This window comes from Chitinivorax tropicus, from assembly GCF_014202905.1.
Taxonomy (GTDB): domain Bacteria; phylum Pseudomonadota; class Gammaproteobacteria; order Burkholderiales; family SCOH01; genus Chitinivorax; species Chitinivorax tropicus.
In genome coordinates, this window is record NZ_JACHHY010000018.1 from 50,684 (window position 1) to 69,619 (window position 18,936).

The window sequence follows — 18,936 nt, forward strand, 5'->3', positions numbered from 1 at the left end:
CATAGCCAGACCTTGAGATCAAAATTTCCAAACGTCATATTGAAAGTGTATGGGGTAGTACGCAACATGGTCAGCGCCTATTACCAAACAAACAGATTTCGTTTGAGCAATGCATTGACCCGATTTCGCTCATGATCGGAAAACGGCCTGAGCAAACGACCGATCACAAGGTACACCACCACAGTGATGGCAACCATCAGCGCCAGGTCAAACAATGTATTGCCAAAGGAGATATTGGAAACGATCGCAACGGTCAGCACGGTCAGCAACAGTAATTTTGCAAAACCCAACCAATCGATCTGATAAGGATAACCACGACGCCGCAGCCCTAGGGCGAGCACAAGATTGGTCAACCATTCCACAGCCATGACAGTCAAAACGAGGCCCGTCAGGCGCAGATCGAACACATAGATGCACACCAGAAAAGGCAACACCAGAATGGAGGAGACGGCGGCAGATAGCCACAAGTCTGTTTCCCGGACAATATTCACCACCATTTCGATGGCACGCTTATAGCTTATCGGGATCAGCGTAATCAGTAGCAGCAGGACATAATACTGAGAGTCCGGATATTTTCCACCATGGAGCAGATTCAAAATCATATCACCATGGGAAAAAAAGACAGCAATGATTGGAAACAAGGAGAACATGCCAATTTTATAAACAAGATTGGCCTGCCAGTTTAATTTTGAGAAGTCTTTTTCCCTGGCAAATCCAGCCACCATCACGGGACGAACCACCCCCAAGAAAAGCTCCGCTGGCAAATATCTTCTGATCTGGTCGACCAGACCACGTGCAAATCCAAATAAGGCCGCAGCCTCTACACCGTAGAATTTACTGGCCAACACAGTCACGGTTTGAGCACTGAAGATAAAGCTCAGCACCAAACAGACATAGTTATGCCAAACCATCCAGAATGTCCTCTTCCAGTCTGGTGCCACCCAGTCCTTGCAATAACCAGCCCCAACAGATGCTGCCCTGAAGGTTATCGGGAGCACGATCAACAACCCAATAGATGAACCGATCAATTCAATCCAGGCGGCTTGTGTCAGACTCAGTGAACCTTGAGTGGCGCTCATGATGAACAAACCGGTAACAATGGTCAGATTCCGCAAGAGCAATGCCATCTGGGATCGCCCTTGCATCAGCAATGAACCCAGCACGCCATCTCGAAGAAAGCGTGACGCGAATTCGATGGACATGGATAAGAGGAATAGCGGGTATGCACCATGATTATGGGATTGATTGAAGAAGCTCAATACCCAATCACCAAGCAAAATCAAAGGCATCATGCCCAATACTGACACCACGGTGCGAATAACAAACAAACGTTGAATCATCCTGCTTGTTCGTAGATCACCGGCATGCAACCGATAGTCAGGGATCAACTGTACGGCAACCTGATCAAAGGAGCCTACTGTCAGTAAGGAAACCATTTCGATCAAGGCGATGAAAGTCATGTAAGCGCCATAGTCTGCAATATTCAGCAGGTGCGCCAACATGAAAAATGCCAGCATATTCAACAATGCCGTACCGACTTTCCCAAACAGGAAATTCACCATCCCGCGTCTTAGTCGGCCCATTGAATACTGATCCACTGGCAAAACAACTCCCCTCATCTTAAAAAAGCCAATATTCCAAAAAACCTTGTGCCAAAGGTGGCAAATTCAGTCCGCCCGGATTGCTTGCAAGTGCTGATAGATCTGCTGAGAAGAAACCTCATACGTTCTTTTCTCCCGAACGTATTCCACTCCCCTCTTGGCCATCGCTGCTCGTCTGACGGGGTCATCCAGCAATGTAGCCACCGCCGCAGCGAAAGCTTCAACCTGCATGTCAGCGCACACACCTGCACCACTTTCCTCGATCACCACGAGCTGATCAGGAATGGGGGTGACCACTGCTGGCACACCCAATGCCAAGTATTCGATGGTTTTGGTTGGAGATGAAACCTGATACAGATCATTTACCGGTATGGCAGACAAGCCGATCACATTGCCGCATAAATGCTGCCAAGCCTTTTCCTGAGGCAGCCACCCGGTAATCTCAACCGCATCCTGCAATGCCATTTCATCAATATTTCTCAGAACTTCCTTGCGCTCCCACTCCGTTGGAAAATCTCCGACAAAGACCATCTTCAAATCAGGGTAGTCTGACCTCAAGTGCCCCAGGACGCGCAACATGAACAATGGCTCCCGCCTTAAATCCAGCGTACCAAGATAGACCAATTTGCAATCTGCATCTTGCTTGACGGCCCAATTGATCTTGTCTTGAAAAGAACTGACCTTATTCCACTCTACGCACATTGGAACGGGAACTAGATTCCGGGCTGGCACACCATTCGTTATATATTGATCTACCATCTCCTTACTTTGTAAAAAAGAGAGTCTGGATTTTGGGATCAATAATTTATCTACAACATATCGACTTAGCATGCCGCGAATTCGATAAAAATGTTTTTTTACTGGATGTTTTGTCAACAAAGACAATGACTCATATGCCGCCCCAACCGGATATGAGGCCCAGTAAATCATTGGCACTCGAAATAAACGGGCGCAGAATAAAAAGAAGACGCCACTCAATGCTTTATCTCGCACCACGATTGCATCGAAATTCTTCTTGGCTTTAAACAAAGCCAACGGAAAAAAAATCCGCCAGAATTTTGTTTTTAAACCATCAGCCAATCGGGGAGATAGAACCATCTCGCCACCAGGCCAGTCGCAGGGCAGCTGATCGACTACAGGGCAGGCCAGCAGATCGCTTTCAACTCCAAGTGCCGGCAGTAATTTCCCAAACAAGGTATAGACATCCGGTCTTTTGGTATCACATTCCTCGCGAACCACATATAGCAAACGCATAAAAACCTCATACAAACGGACATCAAATGAGTACCGTCAAGATCCAAATATCCGACTGCGACTAACGGATGGTAGTGATGTGTAAAGCTGGCTCAAGAAATCTTCTTGATATTTGAAGCTGGCTTCGGCATCTCGACCAATAGCGGACACCCGAAATACCATACCATCCGGCACCACACGATTTGCCCCATAACTGAGTTGCATCATTTTATGCTGCCAACCAGTCAGGGCAACTTTCTCCCCGACCGTCATCCAATAGGTGATCGGCTCTACCCGCTCTCCCATGACCGCAATCATGCGCTTGACGGGTAGGTTGGTTTGCCCGATCTTTAGATGGTCCATCGACTGCTGGCCGATCGAAAAGCCTTGTGCGCCATAACAGACTTCGGGCCTGTGCACACGCAATGCATCACTTTGGTCACCACCGTATGCTATCGACAACATGATCCGCTGGCCTGTCTTGTTGACATAGGTACGTTGAACCAGTTGGCTATATATACGGTTGATCTTTTCCTGAATCTCAGGGTTGATCTGGGCGATTGTCGGTGCTTTTTCAATTGCCCAGTCGCCTAGATGCTCAGGAATCAGCGCCTGCAAATCGATGGGGTGCTGTTTTGCCATGTACTGGGTCGGCTTCATTGCCAGTGCAGCAAAAGCGCTGGCCAACATGACCATTCCGGCCAATAGACCACGTAGATTCATTGCGAAACCTCATGGCTGTCTTTACCACCAAACAATCCCAGGAGCGCGTCGATCGACAATAAGCCCAGCAATGCCACAATGAATAGAAAGATACCGGCGAAGCCATGAACAAAACCTTGTGCTGCTTCATTCCCCTGATAAAAAGTGATTAATACCAGCACGATTACACGAACTACGTTGGCAATAAATGCAATTGGCAAAATAAGGCCCGCAAGCAGAATGTTTCGCCAAATGGCACGATATTCCATCAGATAGAGGTATAAAAGCCCCATTGCACTCAGCGAAAACATTGAATGCAAACCAGAACATGCATCTGCAACCAATAATTGATATTGACCAATATTCAACATCACACCATTTCTGGCGACGGGATAACCAAATCCATAGAGCAGTGACTCAGCAATGGCTGATACATGCAACTTCAAGGCTGCCGTTGCCGCATCAACAAATGCGCCTGGCAACGGCAGCATGAATATCAGGAAAAACAACGGAAACAGACATACCCTGACCGCGCGCCACCCCCAGTGAAACAGTAGCAAAGTGGCAAGAATGGGGATCTGTGCGCCAAGCTCAAGAATGACGATATCCTGCGAACGCCCAACCACATAACAACAACAGCCAAGCAGCAGCAAAGCCCAGGCACTAACATTGGCTGGCTTAGGAGGCAATGCAAGCAATACATCTCGCTTTGACCACAACAACCAATATGACATGACCATTACGATGGGGCCATGTGCTTGTTCATCCGCCAGCCACAGGCCGTTGAATAATGTGTAATACGTTGGGATGAACAGCACCAATAGCCCAACCAGCAATGGAAGACTATCGATGGGCCGAAAAACTTGTGTTGCCAACATGATCCTCAACCTGGATTCAATATTCGTTCAGTACGCCACCACACAACGTGACGCCACTGCGCACCAAATCAGACTGAAGGCTTTTGACGACCTTCAATTTCGTATGACTATTCCGAGCTACCACCAAGGCCCCACCAACGCGACTCGCCACCAACTCCAGATCAGCTCCCATGTCATAAGAAGGGGTATCGATCAGAATGATGTCAAAGTGCCGCTGGTAATATTGGAGCACCTTGAAAAACAATTGACGGGCAAGCAGCTCCTGCGGATTGGGCGGAATCGGTCCAGCGGGAACCACCCAGAGATTGGCCACCTGACTGACACGTTGAAACACATCAACCTTTGCCCGTCCAGCGAGCACATCAGCCAACCCGCTGCGATGGGCCAATGCAAAAAGCTCATCCAGACGTGGTTGACGGAAGTTGGCATCAATCAACAAGGTACGCATACCTAATTGAGCAAACAGCACTGCCAGATTGGCCGAGACATGAGAACAGCCGGATCTACGATGCGGAGAGCACACTGCCAACTGCTTTCGGCCACTATCGAACCATCTCAACAGCAGCTGCCCACGGATGGTACGCAGTGCCTCCGCTTCACGACAAAATGGATCAAATAGCACGCTGAGCTCTTTGCTCAGCCTGCTTTCGGTAGGTGAAACCCAATCAAACGCAAATTGGCGAGACAGTGCACGTAGTACGTCCTCCTCCTTGGCCAAGCCCATCAAGACAGCGGCTTCACCAAAGCGGATGCACTTCTCCCGTCGAACACTGTCGATACGCTCAACGTCTTCTTTGCGGATACATCCGGCCTCAACCAGCAGCTTCCCAATGGCCACGCGAGGTGGCCTTGGCTCGGCTGACACCGTCTTTTTAGGAATCTCGATATTTCGGGCAGTCGCTAAATCCATACATGCATCCTCAGTACTGCACTGTTGTGGTCACAATGGGGTGAGATGCTGACTTTCGACGACGCCAACGCCAACGGCGCGTTGGATTTTTCTGATCGTACTTGGGTAATGCAGCGAGCGTGCGAACATCCAATGCTTCTGCCAGCTCATCCACGCTACGCACCCGTCGGTCAAACAATTCCATCAAAAACGCGCACAACAAACCCAACACCCCACCCAAAAAGACCGATAAGGCAATGTTGAGCAATACACGAGGTTTGGAAGGATTGATGGGCTCCACTGCACGGGCAAGCAATACCACATTGGATTGATTGGCTTCGCTTTCCATGCGGGTCTGGCTGGCACGCTGCAATGCCGCATCATAGGCACGTTGCGCATTCTCGACTTCGCGCGTCAGCACACCCATCTCATCACGTAGTTTCTTGAGCTCCAACACCCTCGATTTCTGGGTGGCTAAAGCCGCACGCAATTCGGTTTCACGCTTTTGCTGCATTTGGGCGGTATTGACAATGCCACTGCTTGCTGTGCGGATTTCCTGATCCAGCTTCCGACGTATGCTATCGACTTCAGATTGCGCTTGTTTGAACTGCGGGTGATTTCTACCAAGACGCTCATTGGCTTCCGCCAATTTAGTCTCAGCCCGGGCAAGCTCGGCTTTCAAATTCTGTACCATCGGGCTGGACATGATCTCAGGCAATCCCTCTCGCCCCGCCCCGGACACTTCACCCAGTTGACGCTGACGCGATTGCCCTTCCACGCGCTGCCCTTGTGCGCTGGTGACCAGGCTGCTCAACTCAATCAACTTGGCATTTTCGACATCCAGCCGTTCATCAATGGCAACAATGCCTTTTTCCTGCTGGTAGGCGGAGAGCTGTCGCTGTGCTTTCTCCAGGTTGTTTCGCAAGCCTTTGAGCTGCTGATCGAACCATGCCGCTGTCTGTCTGGCAGGAGCCACTTTCAGATCCAGGCTGGTCTCAATGAAGGCCTCAGCAAAAGCATTGGCCAGCAAAGTGGCAAATTGAGGGTTTTCATTGGAAAACGAGACTTCCATGACATTACTATCACGTGAGGGGCGCGCATCCAATTTCTTGAGCAAAAGATCAGCCAACCAATAACGGATCTCGCCCCGACCACGCGTGTCATCCTGAAACTGGATACGCACCTCGGGACTGTCAGCGAGATGCAGTTTATCCACCACTTTCACCGCCACCGTGCGGCTGGTGAGCACATCCAGCTGGGTGGACATATAGCCGGGCATGATGAGCGCGGGCGTAGTCATGCCAGTCAGCGGATCAGCCGCTTTGGTGTCCACCAACACCGTGGCGGTGGATGTATAGGTCTTGGGCATGATCAAGCTGATCACGGTGACCACCCCGACCGTGACCGCCAAGCAAAGTGCAATCACCCAGTATCGCGCACGCAAAGCAGTGACAAACTGTCCAAATGTCATGGTGTTTTCCTGAGAATTTGAAACGCGGCGCTGACGTTAGAAAACACGCTCTTTGATCTGCAGCACGTCATCAGCCTGGATCGCATCATCCACGCTGATTGACGTGGTCTGCAGCACACCTTTGCCATCGCGACGCTTGACCACAATTCGTCCCTCCGTACCACGTGGCGTGATCCCACCGCCAAGTGACAAGGCTTGCGCCACGCTCATCTTGCGCTCCAGGCGATATGAACCAGGCCGCTGCACTTCGCCATAGATGTAAAACACAGCAGCGCGAGGTACATAGATGACATCCCCATTACCCATGGCAACATCCAGCGCACGATCACCCTGTTGCAACAATGCCAGGGTATCAATTTCCCGCCGATAGAGTTTGCCATCTCGGCGCTGGATCAGCACGATGTCATCCGCAGCTTGTGGCGCCGCCCCCCCTGCCATAGCAAGCAGATCGGTCAAGGTCGACGCAGTCTCCAACGGATAACGCCCCGGCTTATTGACATTTCCCAGTATTGAGACCTGCTTACTGCGATACTGGGTCACCAACACGCTGACTTCAGGCTGCTTGACAAATCCCCCTCGCCTCAAGGCATCGGCAATCCGCTGCCCGGCCTCCTTGGCGCTCAGTCCCATCACGGCCACATCACCAACCAAGGGGAAGATAACCCCTCCGGCCTCACTGACTCTGGCCTCCGTTGTCAGATCATTCTGACCATAGACGGCAATGCGCACGACATCGCCCGCGCCCAGCTGGTAATCACCCGCCGCTGCCGAACAGATGGCTGCCTGCAAGAACAGGCAAGCCGCGAAGAAACGTACCACCCACTGCATCATTTGAGCGCCCCGACACCTTGTGTAATGACATCATCGCCCACCTTGGCCCCCGCAGGTGAGGCAGCCGCCGCAGGTACAGTCGCGCCCGCAAATTCTCCCAGATAGGCGATTTGAGTCTTGCCACGCGCCTCGTTGATCAGTGATTTCACCTTTTCCGAGCGGGCCTGATTCTGCAGATAGGTGCTGATGATCGGCTTGGCTTTGGTGAAATCAACCGGCTCCAGACGGGCGCTGGTCAGCTCCATGACAGTGAACCGCCCATTACCCGGCACCAGCAGGGAACGATGCTCTGGCAGCGAGGCGAGCTTTGGCAGCACTGATAAAGGAATCTGCTCCGCTGCTTTCACATCACGGCTCAGATAAGCTTTTGCACCTTGCTGCTCAACAAATGATTTGATGGTTGCCGCGTCCGCGCCAGCTTCGATGCGCTTGGCCACTTCCACCGGCAGGCTGGCATTGCCACCTTGCACGGTCAGCTCTGCCAGATCATAGATCTTGCGCTGTTCAAACAATTGAGGATGTGTCGAGAAATAGGCTCTGATCTTGTCTTCTGGCACATCTGTCGAGTGCCCCAATTGACGCTCCAGATAATGCCGGGCCAGAACTTGTTGCTTGGATGCCTCCAACGCCAACAGCACAGCAGGGTCACGATCCAATTTTGACTCCATCGCCAAATTGACCAGTGCCTGTTGCTCTACCAGACTTTCCAACACCTGCTTACGTACTTCCGCAGCCTGCTCCGGCTTGGCAGGGACAGTGGCCAGCGCATGATTGAGCTGATGAACCGTGATTTCGGATTCACCCACCTTCGCCACCACCTGCGATGCCTCCTTCGCAGCATCTTTTTTTCCACAGCCGACCATGCATAGAACAGCCGGAACACACAATGCAAGCGCTATTTGATTGATACGCACAATTCCCCCAACACCCGAAAACATATGAAACTCAAGGCCACCCAGCACAGGGTAGCCAACTAGATTTAATTTAAGATTTTTGTTTTCCCATCAAAGCTGGCGCTTACGACGCATAATGGCCAAGCCAACCACACCAAGCCCCGCCAACAACATCAGCCCGACCGAAGGCTCCGGCACCGGCGAAACGCGCCCCTCGGCAACTTGCCCACCGATGATCCAGCCATCGGCTTGCTGATGGTAGCCACCCACCGACAACGCTTTGGGCGGTTCGCCCATGCTCATGTCAATCAGCAAGTGATTTACTACGTCATACCGGCCCAGCCTGCGCTGCGCCAGACTGCCAGGGTCAGCAGATGGGAGAAACTGGGCACCCAGCCTGGAAAAACTGTCCATGGAGAAATCGATAACATCGATGAAGGCAGCACTTCGGTCCTTGCGCTGGCTGACATGCTGCTCATGCACGGTCCCGCCGACCAGCAGGCCCAATGCAAAAGATTGGCTCCGATCGTCAGCCAACGCTGGCGAAATCACCATGGATATCGGCAGCCGACCAAACACACCCGAGCTCGCATGGGCGCTACAGACAGCCAACAAGAGGAACAGTCCAAAAGTTCTGATATACATCCTCATCGAACACCCTCCCCCTCACACACAACCTCCAAAGCAGGCTGCAACACATATGGAAAACCGCAACATGCCAACACAATGCTATCACATGCAAAGCGTAGGCTAATGGAATATCCGGGCCATCTTATCAAGATTTTTTGCCGTGCCGCAACAATTTACGCCTTTCAGATATCGCGTGAACCTGGAAAATAACCTCGGCAAATCATTAAAAAATCATTTAAAATCAACAGATTACACAAACACAAAGGGAAAACCCCAATGTCAGAATACTTGTGATTTCAGACTTTTTTACATTTTCATATGATTTATGCTTGATTTTAACACGGAAATCATTTGTCATTTTTCAAAAAATACGAACAACACGTTGTTTAATAACAATTATCAACACCGAAAAAGCAGGTTAGTCGAGAGTGGTGAATCCAATAAAACACACACAATGCCATACTCATATATTCTAAAATATCTCATAAAAATAATCACATATATCAAAATACATACCGGCACTTCACTCATCAAACCACTGAAATCCGTCAACGACTTATAATTCATATATAATCAATTTGTAATTTTGTAGTATGTTTGTAGCTTTTCTCTCATTGCCTGTACATGGCCACCCTGAAAAAGCAGCAACTGGCCAGGCCAGCCAATAGGCGCCATCATTCACATCACCTCCATCGGTACGGACAAATTCATAACCAACTGAATCAAAATAATATTTATCTCAATCAATCTACCAACCACCAACCGCATGCTCTTTGCCGGCAGCACTTAACCATGGTTCAGCGCCTGTTCACACGTGGCTTGCCATGCTCTTGACTGCAAGGCACGATACGGCGTGATATGCTGATATAAGCCTAAGGAAATGATTGTCGCTGTTCCTTGGCACACATGTTTCCATCCACCACTTCTTGATACCTGCAATGTAGGGTTTGTGATGTGCCAATTACTGGGCATGAATTGCAACGTGCCAACCGATATCTGCTTTTCGTTCACTGGGTTTGCCTGCCGTGGTGGGCGAACCGATGAGCATCGAGATGGTTGGGGAATCGCTTTTTTTGAAGACAAAGGCTGCCGAGTCTTTCGAGACTATCTCGCGTCCTCGGAGTCGCCCGTTGCGCAGCTGGTGCAACACTATCCCATCAAGTCAACCAATGTGATCGCACACATCCGCAAGGCGACACAGGGGCAGATCAATCTGGCGAACACCCACCCCTTCCAACGTGAGTTATGGGGGCGTTATTGGGTGTTTGCGCACAATGGCAATCTTGACAAACTGCCGACACTGGTGGGCAAAACCTATCAGCCGGTGGGTACGACCGACAGTGAGCTGGCGTTCTGCCTCATCTTGGAGAAATTACGTGCGCAGTTCGATACAGAGCCATCGGCGGAGGTGCTGTTTCAGGCAGTCAGCCAGCATGCAGGGGAGTTGGCCCAGTTGGGCACCTTCAACTTCATGCTATCCAATGGTGAGTGGCTGTTCGTTCATTGCACCAGCCATCTGCATTACTTGATTCGGCGGGCGCCGTTCTGCAAAGCCCATTTGCTGGATGAAGATGTAACGGTTGATTTTGCCGAGGTCACGACGGAGCAGGATCAGGTCGCCATCATTGCCACCCAACCGCTGACGGACAATGAGAATTGGATAGCCCTGATGCCCGGCCAGATGATAGGGTTCATGAATGGGCAGGTCTGCTGGCAGGCACAAACCCTGCCGGAAACCTGGTTTGAAGCAAGGCGCCAGGCAGCGAAGACAGCCGCCTGACGGTTTCATGCCGACAGGCAGCTTTATGTGCCACCCGCCACAAACTGCGTTCCTGGCTGGTTTTCTGGTAACGACGCCTGCTCAATGGTGTGCATGGCTGCGCGGATCTGCTTCTGGATGTCTGCAGAGCAAGATGCCTGTACATCCGCCAGTGCGGCACCCAGCAAGTCAGCGGCCAAGCAAGCCGGGTCGCGATTCAATACCAATGCCATGGCTCGTAACGACAGATTACCCGCTGTCGTGATGGGCACTTGCATTGGCCTCACTGCAGAGCTACTGCAATCACAGCTATATTCATGTTGCCCTTGTGCCGCGATCAGCCGCGCGGTCACACTTTCCAGCTCCCGTCCCATGATACGCCTCCAATTGTGAGCACATCGTTTGATGAAACCAGGTTGTGCGGCATGAGGGGGGTTCGCGGTGTAGCCGCTCCCCCCGACTACTGAACCAGCGGTGTGCGACTCGCAGCGATATCAATCCCTTGGATATCCGCCTGCCCCACCAGCAGATTCAGATATTGATTGACTGCCCGTCGAAGCGATGAGTCGTTCAGGAATTGTGCAATACGTGATTCCACTTCCTCAAATGGCAGCATGCGACCTTCATCGCGCCGCAAGACCTGCAGAATGTGTAGACCGAACCGTGTTTCGACCAGCTGCTCGGCAAACTGCCCCGTATTCAAGCGAAACAGCACGGCATCGAACTCCGGCACGGTCTGCCCACGTTGCAATTGACCAAGATGGCCGCCCATTTCACTTGAGGGGCAGTTGGAGTATTGCTTGGCCAGCGCCTCGAATCGATCTGGATTGGCCTTGAGCTCTTCCAGCACGCTGCTGGCCGTTGCTCTCAGCAGCTCAAGTGGCGCCTGCTCGGTGATTTGGAACAAAATATGCCGCGCCTCGGCCAGCTCGCCTTGGCGAAATTGCTCGGGGTGATTCTGATACCAGGTGTGGCAGGCATCACGATCCGCGTCCGGCACGGTCACTTGGCTCATCAATACCGCATCGATGCGTTCATCATCGTTGTCCGCATCGATTGCCAGCTCAGTTGCTTTTTCCAGCAACAGCTTACGCAGGATCAATTCATAGACCGCTGCTTGTAATGGGTTATCGGCATCGTCATGTCGCAACAGTTCCTCTGCGATCATATCGTCTGTTATCTCGCCGCCGTTGACGGTAATCGCCATGTCTGATTCTCCGGAACTCAACAATCAATCCCAACCCAGGGCTACATGGCGCGAGGCCCTGTCGGCGCGGTTTCACGGCTCACGCCGAAACCAGGTCAACAGAGCCCAAGGCTGGCTTACAACAGTTTACCGCGTTCTGACCAATTGCCAGGCACGATTCAGATAGGTCACCGATGCCAGGCCGCTCCAAATGTGCACCAAACGTGTGAACGGGAAGATCACGAACAGCGACATACCCATGAACAGGTGCAGCTTGAAGACAAACGGCGCACTTTGCACGATCATCGCTGCCCCACCTTTAAAGGTGACGACATGCTGCGCCCAGGTCATCAGCACCACCATCATGTGGCCATCCATGTGCCCAGCCGAGACTGGGATAGTGGACAGCCCCAGCAACAGGGTCAGCAGAATCCAGATCATCACCAGCTTGTCTGCAAACTTGGTCTGCGCTGCAATGCGCGGCTCTGTCAGACGGCGGTGCAACAGCACCAGCAGGCCGATCAGGCAGGATACGCCGAAAATACCGCCCATGGCCATGGCAAAGCCTTGCTTGAAACCATGACTGACACCCAGCGCATCCCACACTGCCACAGGGGTCAACAACCCCACCAGATGGCCGAAGAACAGTCCCAGGATACCAACATGGAACAGGATGCTGCCGACTCGCAGATTACCTTGTTTCAAGAGCTGGGATGAGTCACTTTTCCAGGTGTACTGCTCGCGTTCGAAGCGGATCAAGCTCCCCAGCAGGAAGATCGTCCCTGCGATATAGGGGTAGATGCCGAACAGAAATTGTTGAAAGTAGTCCATTGATTTCTCCTTTACCCGTTCAGCCGCTCACCGCGCCAACACGATGCCCTTTGGGGTAGAACTTCACTGATTGCACGCCCGGTTTCAGCAGGGGCTCGACGCCGTCCGGGCTAGGCCCGAACACTTCCATGGCCTCATCCATGTCACGCACGGGTGGCTCGACCAGTGGCTTGGGCTCTACCGTGGTCAACATCCGCAAGGCGCCGAACACGCAGTGATAAGGGCTGCCATTGGCTTGCAGCTTGTCGCCGATCAGCGCCAGCACATGAATGGCATCCCCCAGCAAGCGCTCAGCGTCTTCCGCAGGCAGCTGAGACAGGAACTCCAGAAACAGCGGAACATAGTCTGGCAGCTCATCTGGCGTCATCAACAGGCCATGACGTTTGTATTCCTGCAGCAGATCGACCATGGCCTGGCCGCGATCGCGGCTTTCACCGTGAATGTGCTCAAACAGGTGCAGGCTGTGTTTGGGGTTACGGTCAAAGGTTGCGACGTAATTCTCCTGTAGCGCTACTTGACCCTGACTGGCCAGAAAGTCAAACAGAGGGGTCAACTTGTCAGCCAGCGCTGGCTGGGCAGCCAGGGCAGCCTGCAATTCAGGCAGCGCCGCCAGCAGCTCCGGGCCAGGATAGGTCAGCAAGGCAGAGAGCACCTGAAAGTGCAGCACACCTTGGCGGGGCTCCTGGGCGTCATGCATTTTCAGCCTCCTTCTTCTTACGTGATTTCGGCATATCGACAAAGATCACGCTGCCTTGTGGCTTCTTGCCGAACAAGCTGCCTTCTGACGCACCGCCAGAGCAACCATTGCCGAAACTGAAGCCGCAGCTGCCTTTCTCATTGAAGCTGTCTTCGGCCATTTCCTTATGGCTGGAGGGAATGACGAAGCGATCTTCGTAATTGGCGATGGCCATGGTCTGGTACATGTCCTCTACCTGCGCCTCGCTCAGCCCGACTTGCTTGAGCACCGCCGTATCGGCCTGCTTGTTGACTGTCTGCGAGCGTTTGTAGGCACGCATCGCCAGCATGCGATCCAGCGCACTCAGTACCGGGGCTTCCTTGCCTGCGGTCAGCAGGTTGGCCAGGTATCGCACCGGAATCCGCAACGACTTGGTATCGGGTATGTAGCCATCCATACCCATCTTGCCGGCCTCTGCCGCAGCCTGGATCGGTGACAGAGGCGGGATGTACCAGACCATCGGCAGCGTGCGGTATTCCGGATGCAAGGGGAACGCCACCTTCCATTCGCAGGCCATTTTGTAAACTGGCGACTTACGTGCGGCCTCCAACCAAGAGTCCGGGATACCCTGCCGACGAGCCTCGTCGATCACTTCCTGTGCATTCGGGTCGAGGAACACCTTGAGCTGGGCTTCGTACAGATCCTGCTCATTGGCAACCGAGGCCGCTTGCTCGATACGGTCTGCGTCATAGAGCATCACACCCAGATAGCGGATACGCCCCACGCAGGTCTCTGAGCATACTGTCGGCTGGCCGGCCTCGATCCGAGGGAAGCAGAAGATGCACTTTTCCGCCTTGCCAGTGTGCCAGTTGTAATAGATCTTTTTGTATGGGCAGCCGGAGATACACATCCGCCAACCACGGCACTTGTCCTGATCCACCAGCACGATGCCATCGTCTTCCCGCTTGTAGATCGAGCCGGATGGGCAGGATGCAACACAGGTCGGGTTCAGGCAGTGCTCGCACAGGCGTGGCAGATACATCATGAAAGTATTTTCGAAGGTCGAATACATCTCCTTCTGCACACCTTCAAACAAGGCATCACGGCCCCGCGAGCTGAATTCACCACCCAGATCATCTTCCCAGTTCGGGCCCCATTCGATCTTGTCCATTTTCTGGCCAGTGATCACCGACACAGGGCGGGCGGTTGGCGGGGTCTGCGACAGGGGCGCATTTTGCAGGCGCTCGTAATCGTAGGTGAATGGCTCGTAGTAATCGTCGATTTCCGGCAGATTGGGGTTGGCAAAGATATTGGCGAGAATCCGTAATTTGCCACCCTGACGAGGCTCGATCTTGCCATCCGCCCGGCGGCGCCAGCCGCCATTCCATTTCTGCTGGTTTTCCCATTCCTTGGGGTAACCGATACCGGGCTTGGTTTCTACGTTGTTGAACCACACGTATTCCACGCCGTCACGGCTCGTCCAGACGTTTTTACAGGTTATCGAGCAGGTATGGCAGCCGATACACTTGTCCAGATTCAACACCATGGCGATTTGTGCGCGAATCTTCATTTGCTTGCTCCTTCCTCAGCCATGGGGCCTTCCAGCCAATCCACCTTCTTCATCTTTCTCAACACCACAAATTCGTCGCGGTTCGAGCCCACCGTGCCGTAGTAGTTGAAACCATACGCTTGCTGGGCATAGCCGCCGATCATGTGCGTGGGCTTGGTCACAGCACGGGTCACCGAGTTGTGAATACCCCCTCGGAAGCCAGATGTCTCAGCGCCCGGCACATTCACGATCTTTTCCTGGGCGTGGTACATCAGACACATGCCACGTGGCACGCGCTGGCTGACCACTACCCGCGCAGTCAAGGTACCATTGACGTTGTAGACCTCGACCCAGTCGTTATCGACAATACCCGCCTCCTTGGCCTCTTCTTCCGAAATCCACACATGTGGCCCCCCGCGTGACAGAGTCAGCATGCGCAGGTTGTCGGAATAGGTACTGTGGATACCCCATTTCTGGTGCGGCGTGATCCAGTTCAACACCAGCTGCTTGTTACCATTACCTAATTTGTCGATCACTGGCTCGATGGTCTTGGTATCGATGGCTGGCTTGTAGACACACAGCTCCTCACCGAAATCGATCATCCAGCGATGATCCTGGTAAAACTGCTGCCGCCCGGTCAGGGTGCGCCAGGGGATCAGCTCATGCACATTGGTGTAACCTGCGTTGTAGCTGACCTCTTCACTTTCCAGGCCAGACCAGGTCGGGGAGCTGATGATCTTGCGCGGCTGAGCTTGCACGTCACGGAAGCGGATCTTGTCATGTTCGCGCGGCAAGGCCAGATGGGTGTGATCCCGCCCGGTGATTTTCGACAATGCCTCCCAGGCCTTGACCGAGACGTGTCCGTTGGTCTCGGGCGCTAACGTCAGGATCACTTCGCAGGCGTCGATAGCTGACTCGATCTTTGGCAGCCCTTTCGATACCCCCTCTTCAGTGACTACCTTGTTCAAGTTGGCCAGATCATGTACTTCATGCTGGGTATTCCAGGAAATCCCCTTACCGCCATTGCCTACCTTGCTCATCAGGGGCCCCAGCGCGGTGAATTTCTTGTAGGTCTCACCATAATTGCGCTCCACCACCGTCATCGCAGGGGCGGTTTTGCCTGGGATCAGATCACACTCGCCATGCTTCCAGTCCTTTGGCTCCAGCGCTTGGCCAAGCTCGGACGGCGTATCATGCATCAACGGCGTCAGCACCAGATCTTTACGGGTACCGAGGTAATCGCCAGCAATCTCACTGAATTTCTTGGCGATACCTTTATAGATCTCCCAATCAGTCTTCGATTGCCACAAAGGCTGCACAGCCTCGCTCAACGGATGGATGAACGGGTGCATGTCCGACGTGTTCAGGTCGTCCTTCTCATACCAGGTGGCGGTTGGCAGTACGATGTCACCATACAGACAAGTGGTAGACATGCGGAAATCCAACACCACCATCAGATCCAGTTTGCCCTCTGCGGCAGGCCGCACCTTGATCTCGGTGGGCTTGATCGCATCGTCTTCATCACCGAACACCGCGTTTTGCGTGCCCAGCAGATATTTGAGGAAATACTCGTGCCCCTTGCCGCTGGAGCCGAGAATGTTCGAGCGCCACACAAACAGGTTCCGTGGGAAGTTGGCCGGGTTGTCCGGGTCTTCGCACGACATCTGGATCGCGCCTGATTTCAAGCCACTGACGGTGTACTTCACAGGGTCTTCACCAGCGGCCTCGGCGGCGGCGGTAATGTCCAACGGGTTGGTGCTCAGCTGCGGCGCCGAGGGCAACCAGCCCATCCGCTCCGACTTGGCGTTGAAGTCGATCAGTGACATCTCGCCAAATTTGGCTTTATTGGCAGTCGGGCTGACGATTTCAGTCACATGCAGCTTCTCGTGCCGCCACTGGCTGGTGTGGGCATACCAGAAGGACGTTCCGTTCATCTGGCGGCTCGGGCGGTTCCAATCCAGCGCGAACGCCAGCGGTGCCCAGCCTGTCTGTGGACGCAGCTTTTCCTGCCCCACGTAGTGGCACCAGCCCCCACCCGATTGGCCGACACAGCCACACATCATCAGCATATTGATGATGCCACGGTAGATCATGTCATTGTGATACCAGTGGTTCAACGCGGCCCCGACGATCACCATGCTCTTGCCATGAGTCAGGTGAGCATTCTCGGCAAACTCACGCGCCACCTGGATCACCAGCTCACGTTTGACCGTGGTGTGTTTTTCCTGCCAGGCCGGGGTATAGGGCAGATCATCATCGTAGCTGCGTGGCACATCACCACCCAGGCCTTGATCCACGCCATAATTGGCCAGCATCAGGTCATAGACGGTGGCGACCAGTGCCTCACTACCATCGGCCAAGGTCAGCAGACGGGCCGGCACCTTGCGCACCAACAGATCATCGGCATCCTTGCCACCGAAATACGGGAAGGCGACATCGACGATCTGGTCATGAACAGCTACCTGCGACAGGCGCAGATCGACCTCGCTACCATCCTTGCCATTGCGGGTTTCCAGATTCCACTTACCACTTTGTCCCCAACGGAAGCCGATCGAACCATTGGGCGTCACCAACTGGCCGGTCTTTTCGTCATAGGCCAGGGTCTTCCAATCCGGGTTATTGGCCTCACCCAGGTTATCCGCCAGGTGCGAAGCACGCAGGAAGTGGTCACTCACATAGTTGGGCCCCTGCTTTTTCAACATCACCAGCATCGGCATATCGGTGTATTGCTTCACATAGCCGGTGAAATAATCGCTCTTGCCCGGCAGATGCCACTCTTTAAGGATCACATGGCCCATGGCCATAGCCAGCGCGGCATCCGTCCCCTGCTTGGGGGCCAGCCAGATGTCACCGAATTTGACCATCTCGCCAAAGTCGCTGGACACCGCTACCGTCTTGGTGCCCTTGTAGCGGACTTCGGTGTAGAAATGCGCATCTGGTGTGCGGGTCTGAGGCACATTCGAGCCCCACACCATCAGATAGGTCGAGTTGTACCAGTCAGCCGATTCGGCCACGTCAGTCTGCTCACCCCAGACCTGCGGGCTGGATGGCGGCAGATCGCAATACCAATCGTAGAAAGACAAAGGCACGCCGCCGATCAAGCTCAGGTAGCGGCTACCCGCTGCATAGCTGACCATGGACATGGCAGGAATCGGTGAGAACCCGACGACGCGATCCGGGCCGAATTTCTTGATGGTGAACGCGTTGGCCGCTGCGATGATCTCATTGGCCTCTTCCCAGCTGGAGCGCACAAAGCCCCCCTGCCCACGCACCTTTTTGTAGCGGGCTGCGCGAGTCGGGTCTTGGCTGATGTATTCCCATGCCGCAACCGGCGCCATGGTCTTGCGTGCTTCGCGCCACATCTCGGCCAAGCGGCCACGGATCATCGGATACTTGACCCGCTGTGCCGAATACACATACCAGGAATACGATGCGCCACGTGGACAGCCGCGTGGCTCATGGTTGGGCAGGTCAGGACGGGTGCGGGGGTAGTCGGTCTGCTGGGTTTCCCAGGTGATCAGGCCGTTTTTGACGTAGACCTTCCACGAACAGGAGCCTGTGCAGTTGACGCCATGGGTGGAGCGGACGATCTTGTCGTGCTGCCAGCGTTGCCGATACCCATCCTCCCAGGTGCGATCTTCATCCACGACGGCGCCATGCCCATCGGAAAAGGTCGATTTCACCCGGCTGAAATATTTCAAACGATCAAGAAAGTGGCTCATTGTGCCTCCAGACAGAATCCTTGTCGCCTACCGGCAGCCAAGCCAGGGCGAACTGATGATGCTGGAAGCTTATGCGGATCGGCAT

Annotated in this window: 16 protein-coding genes; 1 reads left to right on the forward strand and 15 read right to left on the reverse strand. The window is 53.5% G+C overall.

Annotated elements, in window-relative coordinates; translation table 11 throughout:
• Positions 1-80: 80 nt before the first annotated feature.
• The 9 genes from HNQ59_RS14035 to HNQ59_RS14075 form a co-directional block, all read right to left on the reverse strand.
• On the reverse strand, positions 81-1,562 hold the full coding sequence (locus tag HNQ59_RS14035; RefSeq protein ID WP_184040665.1) for a lipopolysaccharide biosynthesis protein: 1,482 nt from the start codon (positions 1,560-1,562) through the stop codon (positions 81-83).
• 105 nt (positions 1,563-1,667) lie between these two features.
• Complete coding sequence (locus HNQ59_RS14040; protein WP_184040669.1) at positions 1,668-2,855, reverse strand: glycosyltransferase; 1,188 nt, start codon at positions 2,853-2,855, stop codon at positions 1,668-1,670.
• Between the two features lie 36 nt (positions 2,856-2,891).
• Entirely contained in the window at positions 2,892-3,557 is a 666-nt protein-coding gene (gene epsI, locus HNQ59_RS14045; RefSeq protein ID WP_184040672.1) for an exosortase-associated protein EpsI, B-type, read from the reverse strand.
• Complete coding sequence (gene xrtB / locus HNQ59_RS14050; protein ID WP_184040675.1) at positions 3,554-4,414, reverse strand: exosortase B; 861 nt, start codon at positions 4,412-4,414, stop codon at positions 3,554-3,556. Before xrtB ends, epsI begins: the two co-directional genes overlap by 4 nt.
• Before the next feature lie 16 nt (positions 4,415-4,430).
• Positions 4,431-5,324 (reverse strand): polysaccharide biosynthesis tyrosine autokinase, encoded by an 894-nt coding sequence (locus HNQ59_RS14055; RefSeq protein ID WP_184040678.1) that lies wholly within the window; start codon positions 5,322-5,324, stop codon positions 4,431-4,433.
• A gap of 10 nt (positions 5,325-5,334) precedes the next feature.
• The gene (gene epsF, locus HNQ59_RS14060; protein ID WP_184040681.1) at positions 5,335-6,774 is read right to left on the reverse strand and encodes a chain length determinant protein EpsF; all 1,440 of its coding nucleotides are present in this window, start codon (positions 6,772-6,774) and stop codon (positions 5,335-5,337) included.
• A gap of 36 nt (positions 6,775-6,810) precedes the next feature.
• Positions 6,811-7,605, reverse strand: coding sequence for a polysaccharide export protein EpsE (gene epsE, locus HNQ59_RS14065; RefSeq protein ID WP_246491005.1), 795 nt, complete (start codon positions 7,603-7,605; stop codon positions 6,811-6,813).
• A complete protein-coding gene (locus tag HNQ59_RS14070) occupies positions 7,602-8,543 on the reverse strand; it encodes an EpsD family peptidyl-prolyl cis-trans isomerase (protein WP_281397223.1) in 942 nt (313 codons plus the stop codon). The genes epsE and HNQ59_RS14070 overlap by 4 nt, the downstream gene beginning before the upstream one ends.
• Positions 8,544-8,609: 66 nt before the next feature.
• On the reverse strand, positions 8,610-9,053 hold the full coding sequence (locus HNQ59_RS14075; protein ID WP_184040687.1) for a PEP-CTERM sorting domain-containing protein: 444 nt from the start codon (positions 9,051-9,053) through the stop codon (positions 8,610-8,612).
• Positions 9,054-10,080: 1,027 nt separating this feature from the next.
• Between HNQ59_RS14075 and HNQ59_RS14080 the strand changes: the two genes are divergently transcribed.
• A complete protein-coding gene (locus HNQ59_RS14080; RefSeq protein WP_184040690.1) occupies positions 10,081-10,908 on the forward strand; it encodes a class II glutamine amidotransferase in 828 nt (275 codons plus the stop codon).
• 23 nt (positions 10,909-10,931) lie between these two features.
• Here HNQ59_RS14080 and HNQ59_RS14085 read toward each other — a convergent pair whose 3' ends face one another.
• From HNQ59_RS14085 to HNQ59_RS14110, 6 genes are all read right to left on the reverse strand, one after another.
• Positions 10,932-11,165 (reverse strand): hypothetical protein, encoded by a 234-nt coding sequence (locus HNQ59_RS14085; protein WP_184040693.1) that lies wholly within the window; start codon positions 11,163-11,165, stop codon positions 10,932-10,934.
• A gap of 182 nt (positions 11,166-11,347) precedes the next feature.
• Positions 11,348-12,094 carry a peptidylprolyl isomerase gene (locus HNQ59_RS14090; RefSeq protein WP_184040696.1) on the reverse strand — a complete coding sequence of 249 codons (747 nt, stop codon included), beginning with the start codon at positions 12,092-12,094 and terminating at the stop codon, positions 11,348-11,350.
• Positions 12,095-12,220: 126 nt separating this feature from the next.
• Entirely contained in the window at positions 12,221-12,904 is a 684-nt protein-coding gene (gene narI / locus HNQ59_RS14095; protein WP_184040699.1) for a respiratory nitrate reductase subunit gamma, read from the reverse strand.
• Positions 12,905-12,923: 19 nt separating this feature from the next.
• Positions 12,924-13,601, reverse strand: coding sequence for a nitrate reductase molybdenum cofactor assembly chaperone (narJ, locus tag HNQ59_RS14100; protein ID WP_221320252.1), 678 nt, complete (start codon positions 13,599-13,601; stop codon positions 12,924-12,926).
• Positions 13,594-15,150, reverse strand: a complete 1,557-nt coding sequence (gene narH / locus HNQ59_RS14105; protein WP_184040702.1) for a nitrate reductase subunit beta — start codon at positions 15,148-15,150, stop codon at positions 13,594-13,596. Before narH ends, narJ begins: the two co-directional genes overlap by 8 nt.
• Positions 15,147-18,851, reverse strand: coding sequence for a nitrate reductase subunit alpha (locus HNQ59_RS14110; RefSeq protein ID WP_184040705.1), 3,705 nt, complete (start codon positions 18,849-18,851; stop codon positions 15,147-15,149). Before HNQ59_RS14110 ends, narH begins: the two co-directional genes overlap by 4 nt.
• Between the last annotated feature and the right edge of the window lie 85 nt (positions 18,852-18,936).

What these genes read in the sequence shown, in the direction of transcription:
- HNQ59_RS14035 (WP_184040665.1), bottom strand. Translation starts at nt 1,562, where the DNA reads ATGGTGAATTTCCTGTTTGGGAAAGTCGGTACGGCATTGTTGAATATG.
- HNQ59_RS14040 (WP_184040669.1), bottom strand. Translation starts at nt 2,855, where the DNA reads ATGCGTTTGCTATATGTGGTTCGCGAGGAATGTGATACCAAAAGACCG.
- epsI (WP_184040672.1), bottom strand. Translation starts at nt 3,557, where the DNA reads ATGAATCTACGTGGTCTATTGGCCGGAATGGTCATGTTGGCCAGCGCT.
- xrtB (WP_184040675.1), bottom strand. Translation starts at nt 4,414, where the DNA reads ATGTTGGCAACACAAGTTTTTCGGCCCATCGATAGTCTTCCATTGCTG.
- HNQ59_RS14055 (WP_184040678.1), bottom strand. Translation starts at nt 5,324, where the DNA reads ATGGATTTAGCGACTGCCCGAAATATCGAGATTCCTAAAAAGACGGTG.
- epsF (WP_184040681.1), bottom strand. Translation starts at nt 6,774, where the DNA reads ATGACATTTGGACAGTTTGTCACTGCTTTGCGTGCGCGATACTGGGTG.
- epsE (WP_246491005.1), bottom strand. Translation starts at nt 7,605, where the DNA reads ATGATGCAGTGGGTGGTACGTTTCTTCGCGGCTTGCCTGTTCTTGCAG.
- HNQ59_RS14070 (WP_281397223.1), bottom strand. Translation starts at nt 8,543, where the DNA reads ATGTTTTCGGGTGTTGGGGGAATTGTGCGTATCAATCAAATAGCGCTT.
- HNQ59_RS14075 (WP_184040687.1), bottom strand. Translation starts at nt 9,053, where the DNA reads ATGGTGATTTCGCCAGCGTTGGCTGACGATCGGAGCCAATCTTTTGCA.
- HNQ59_RS14080 (WP_184040690.1), top strand. Translation starts at nt 10,081, where the DNA reads ATGTGCCAATTACTGGGCATGAATTGCAACGTGCCAACCGATATCTGC.
- HNQ59_RS14085 (WP_184040693.1), bottom strand. Translation starts at nt 11,165, where the DNA reads ATGCAAGTGCCCATCACGACAGCGGGTAATCTGTCGTTACGAGCCATG.
- HNQ59_RS14090 (WP_184040696.1), bottom strand. Translation starts at nt 12,094, where the DNA reads ATGGCGATTACCGTCAACGGCGGCGAGATAACAGACGATATGATCGCA.
- narI (WP_184040699.1), bottom strand. Translation starts at nt 12,904, where the DNA reads ATGGACTACTTTCAACAATTTCTGTTCGGCATCTACCCCTATATCGCA.
- narJ (WP_221320252.1), bottom strand. Translation starts at nt 13,601, where the DNA reads ATGCATGACGCCCAGGAGCCCCGCCAAGGTGTGCTGCACTTTCAGGTG.
- narH (WP_184040702.1), bottom strand. Translation starts at nt 15,150, where the DNA reads ATGAAGATTCGCGCACAAATCGCCATGGTGTTGAATCTGGACAAGTGT.
- HNQ59_RS14110 (WP_184040705.1), bottom strand. Translation starts at nt 18,851, where the DNA reads ATGAGCCACTTTCTTGATCGTTTGAAATATTTCAGCCGGGTGAAATCG.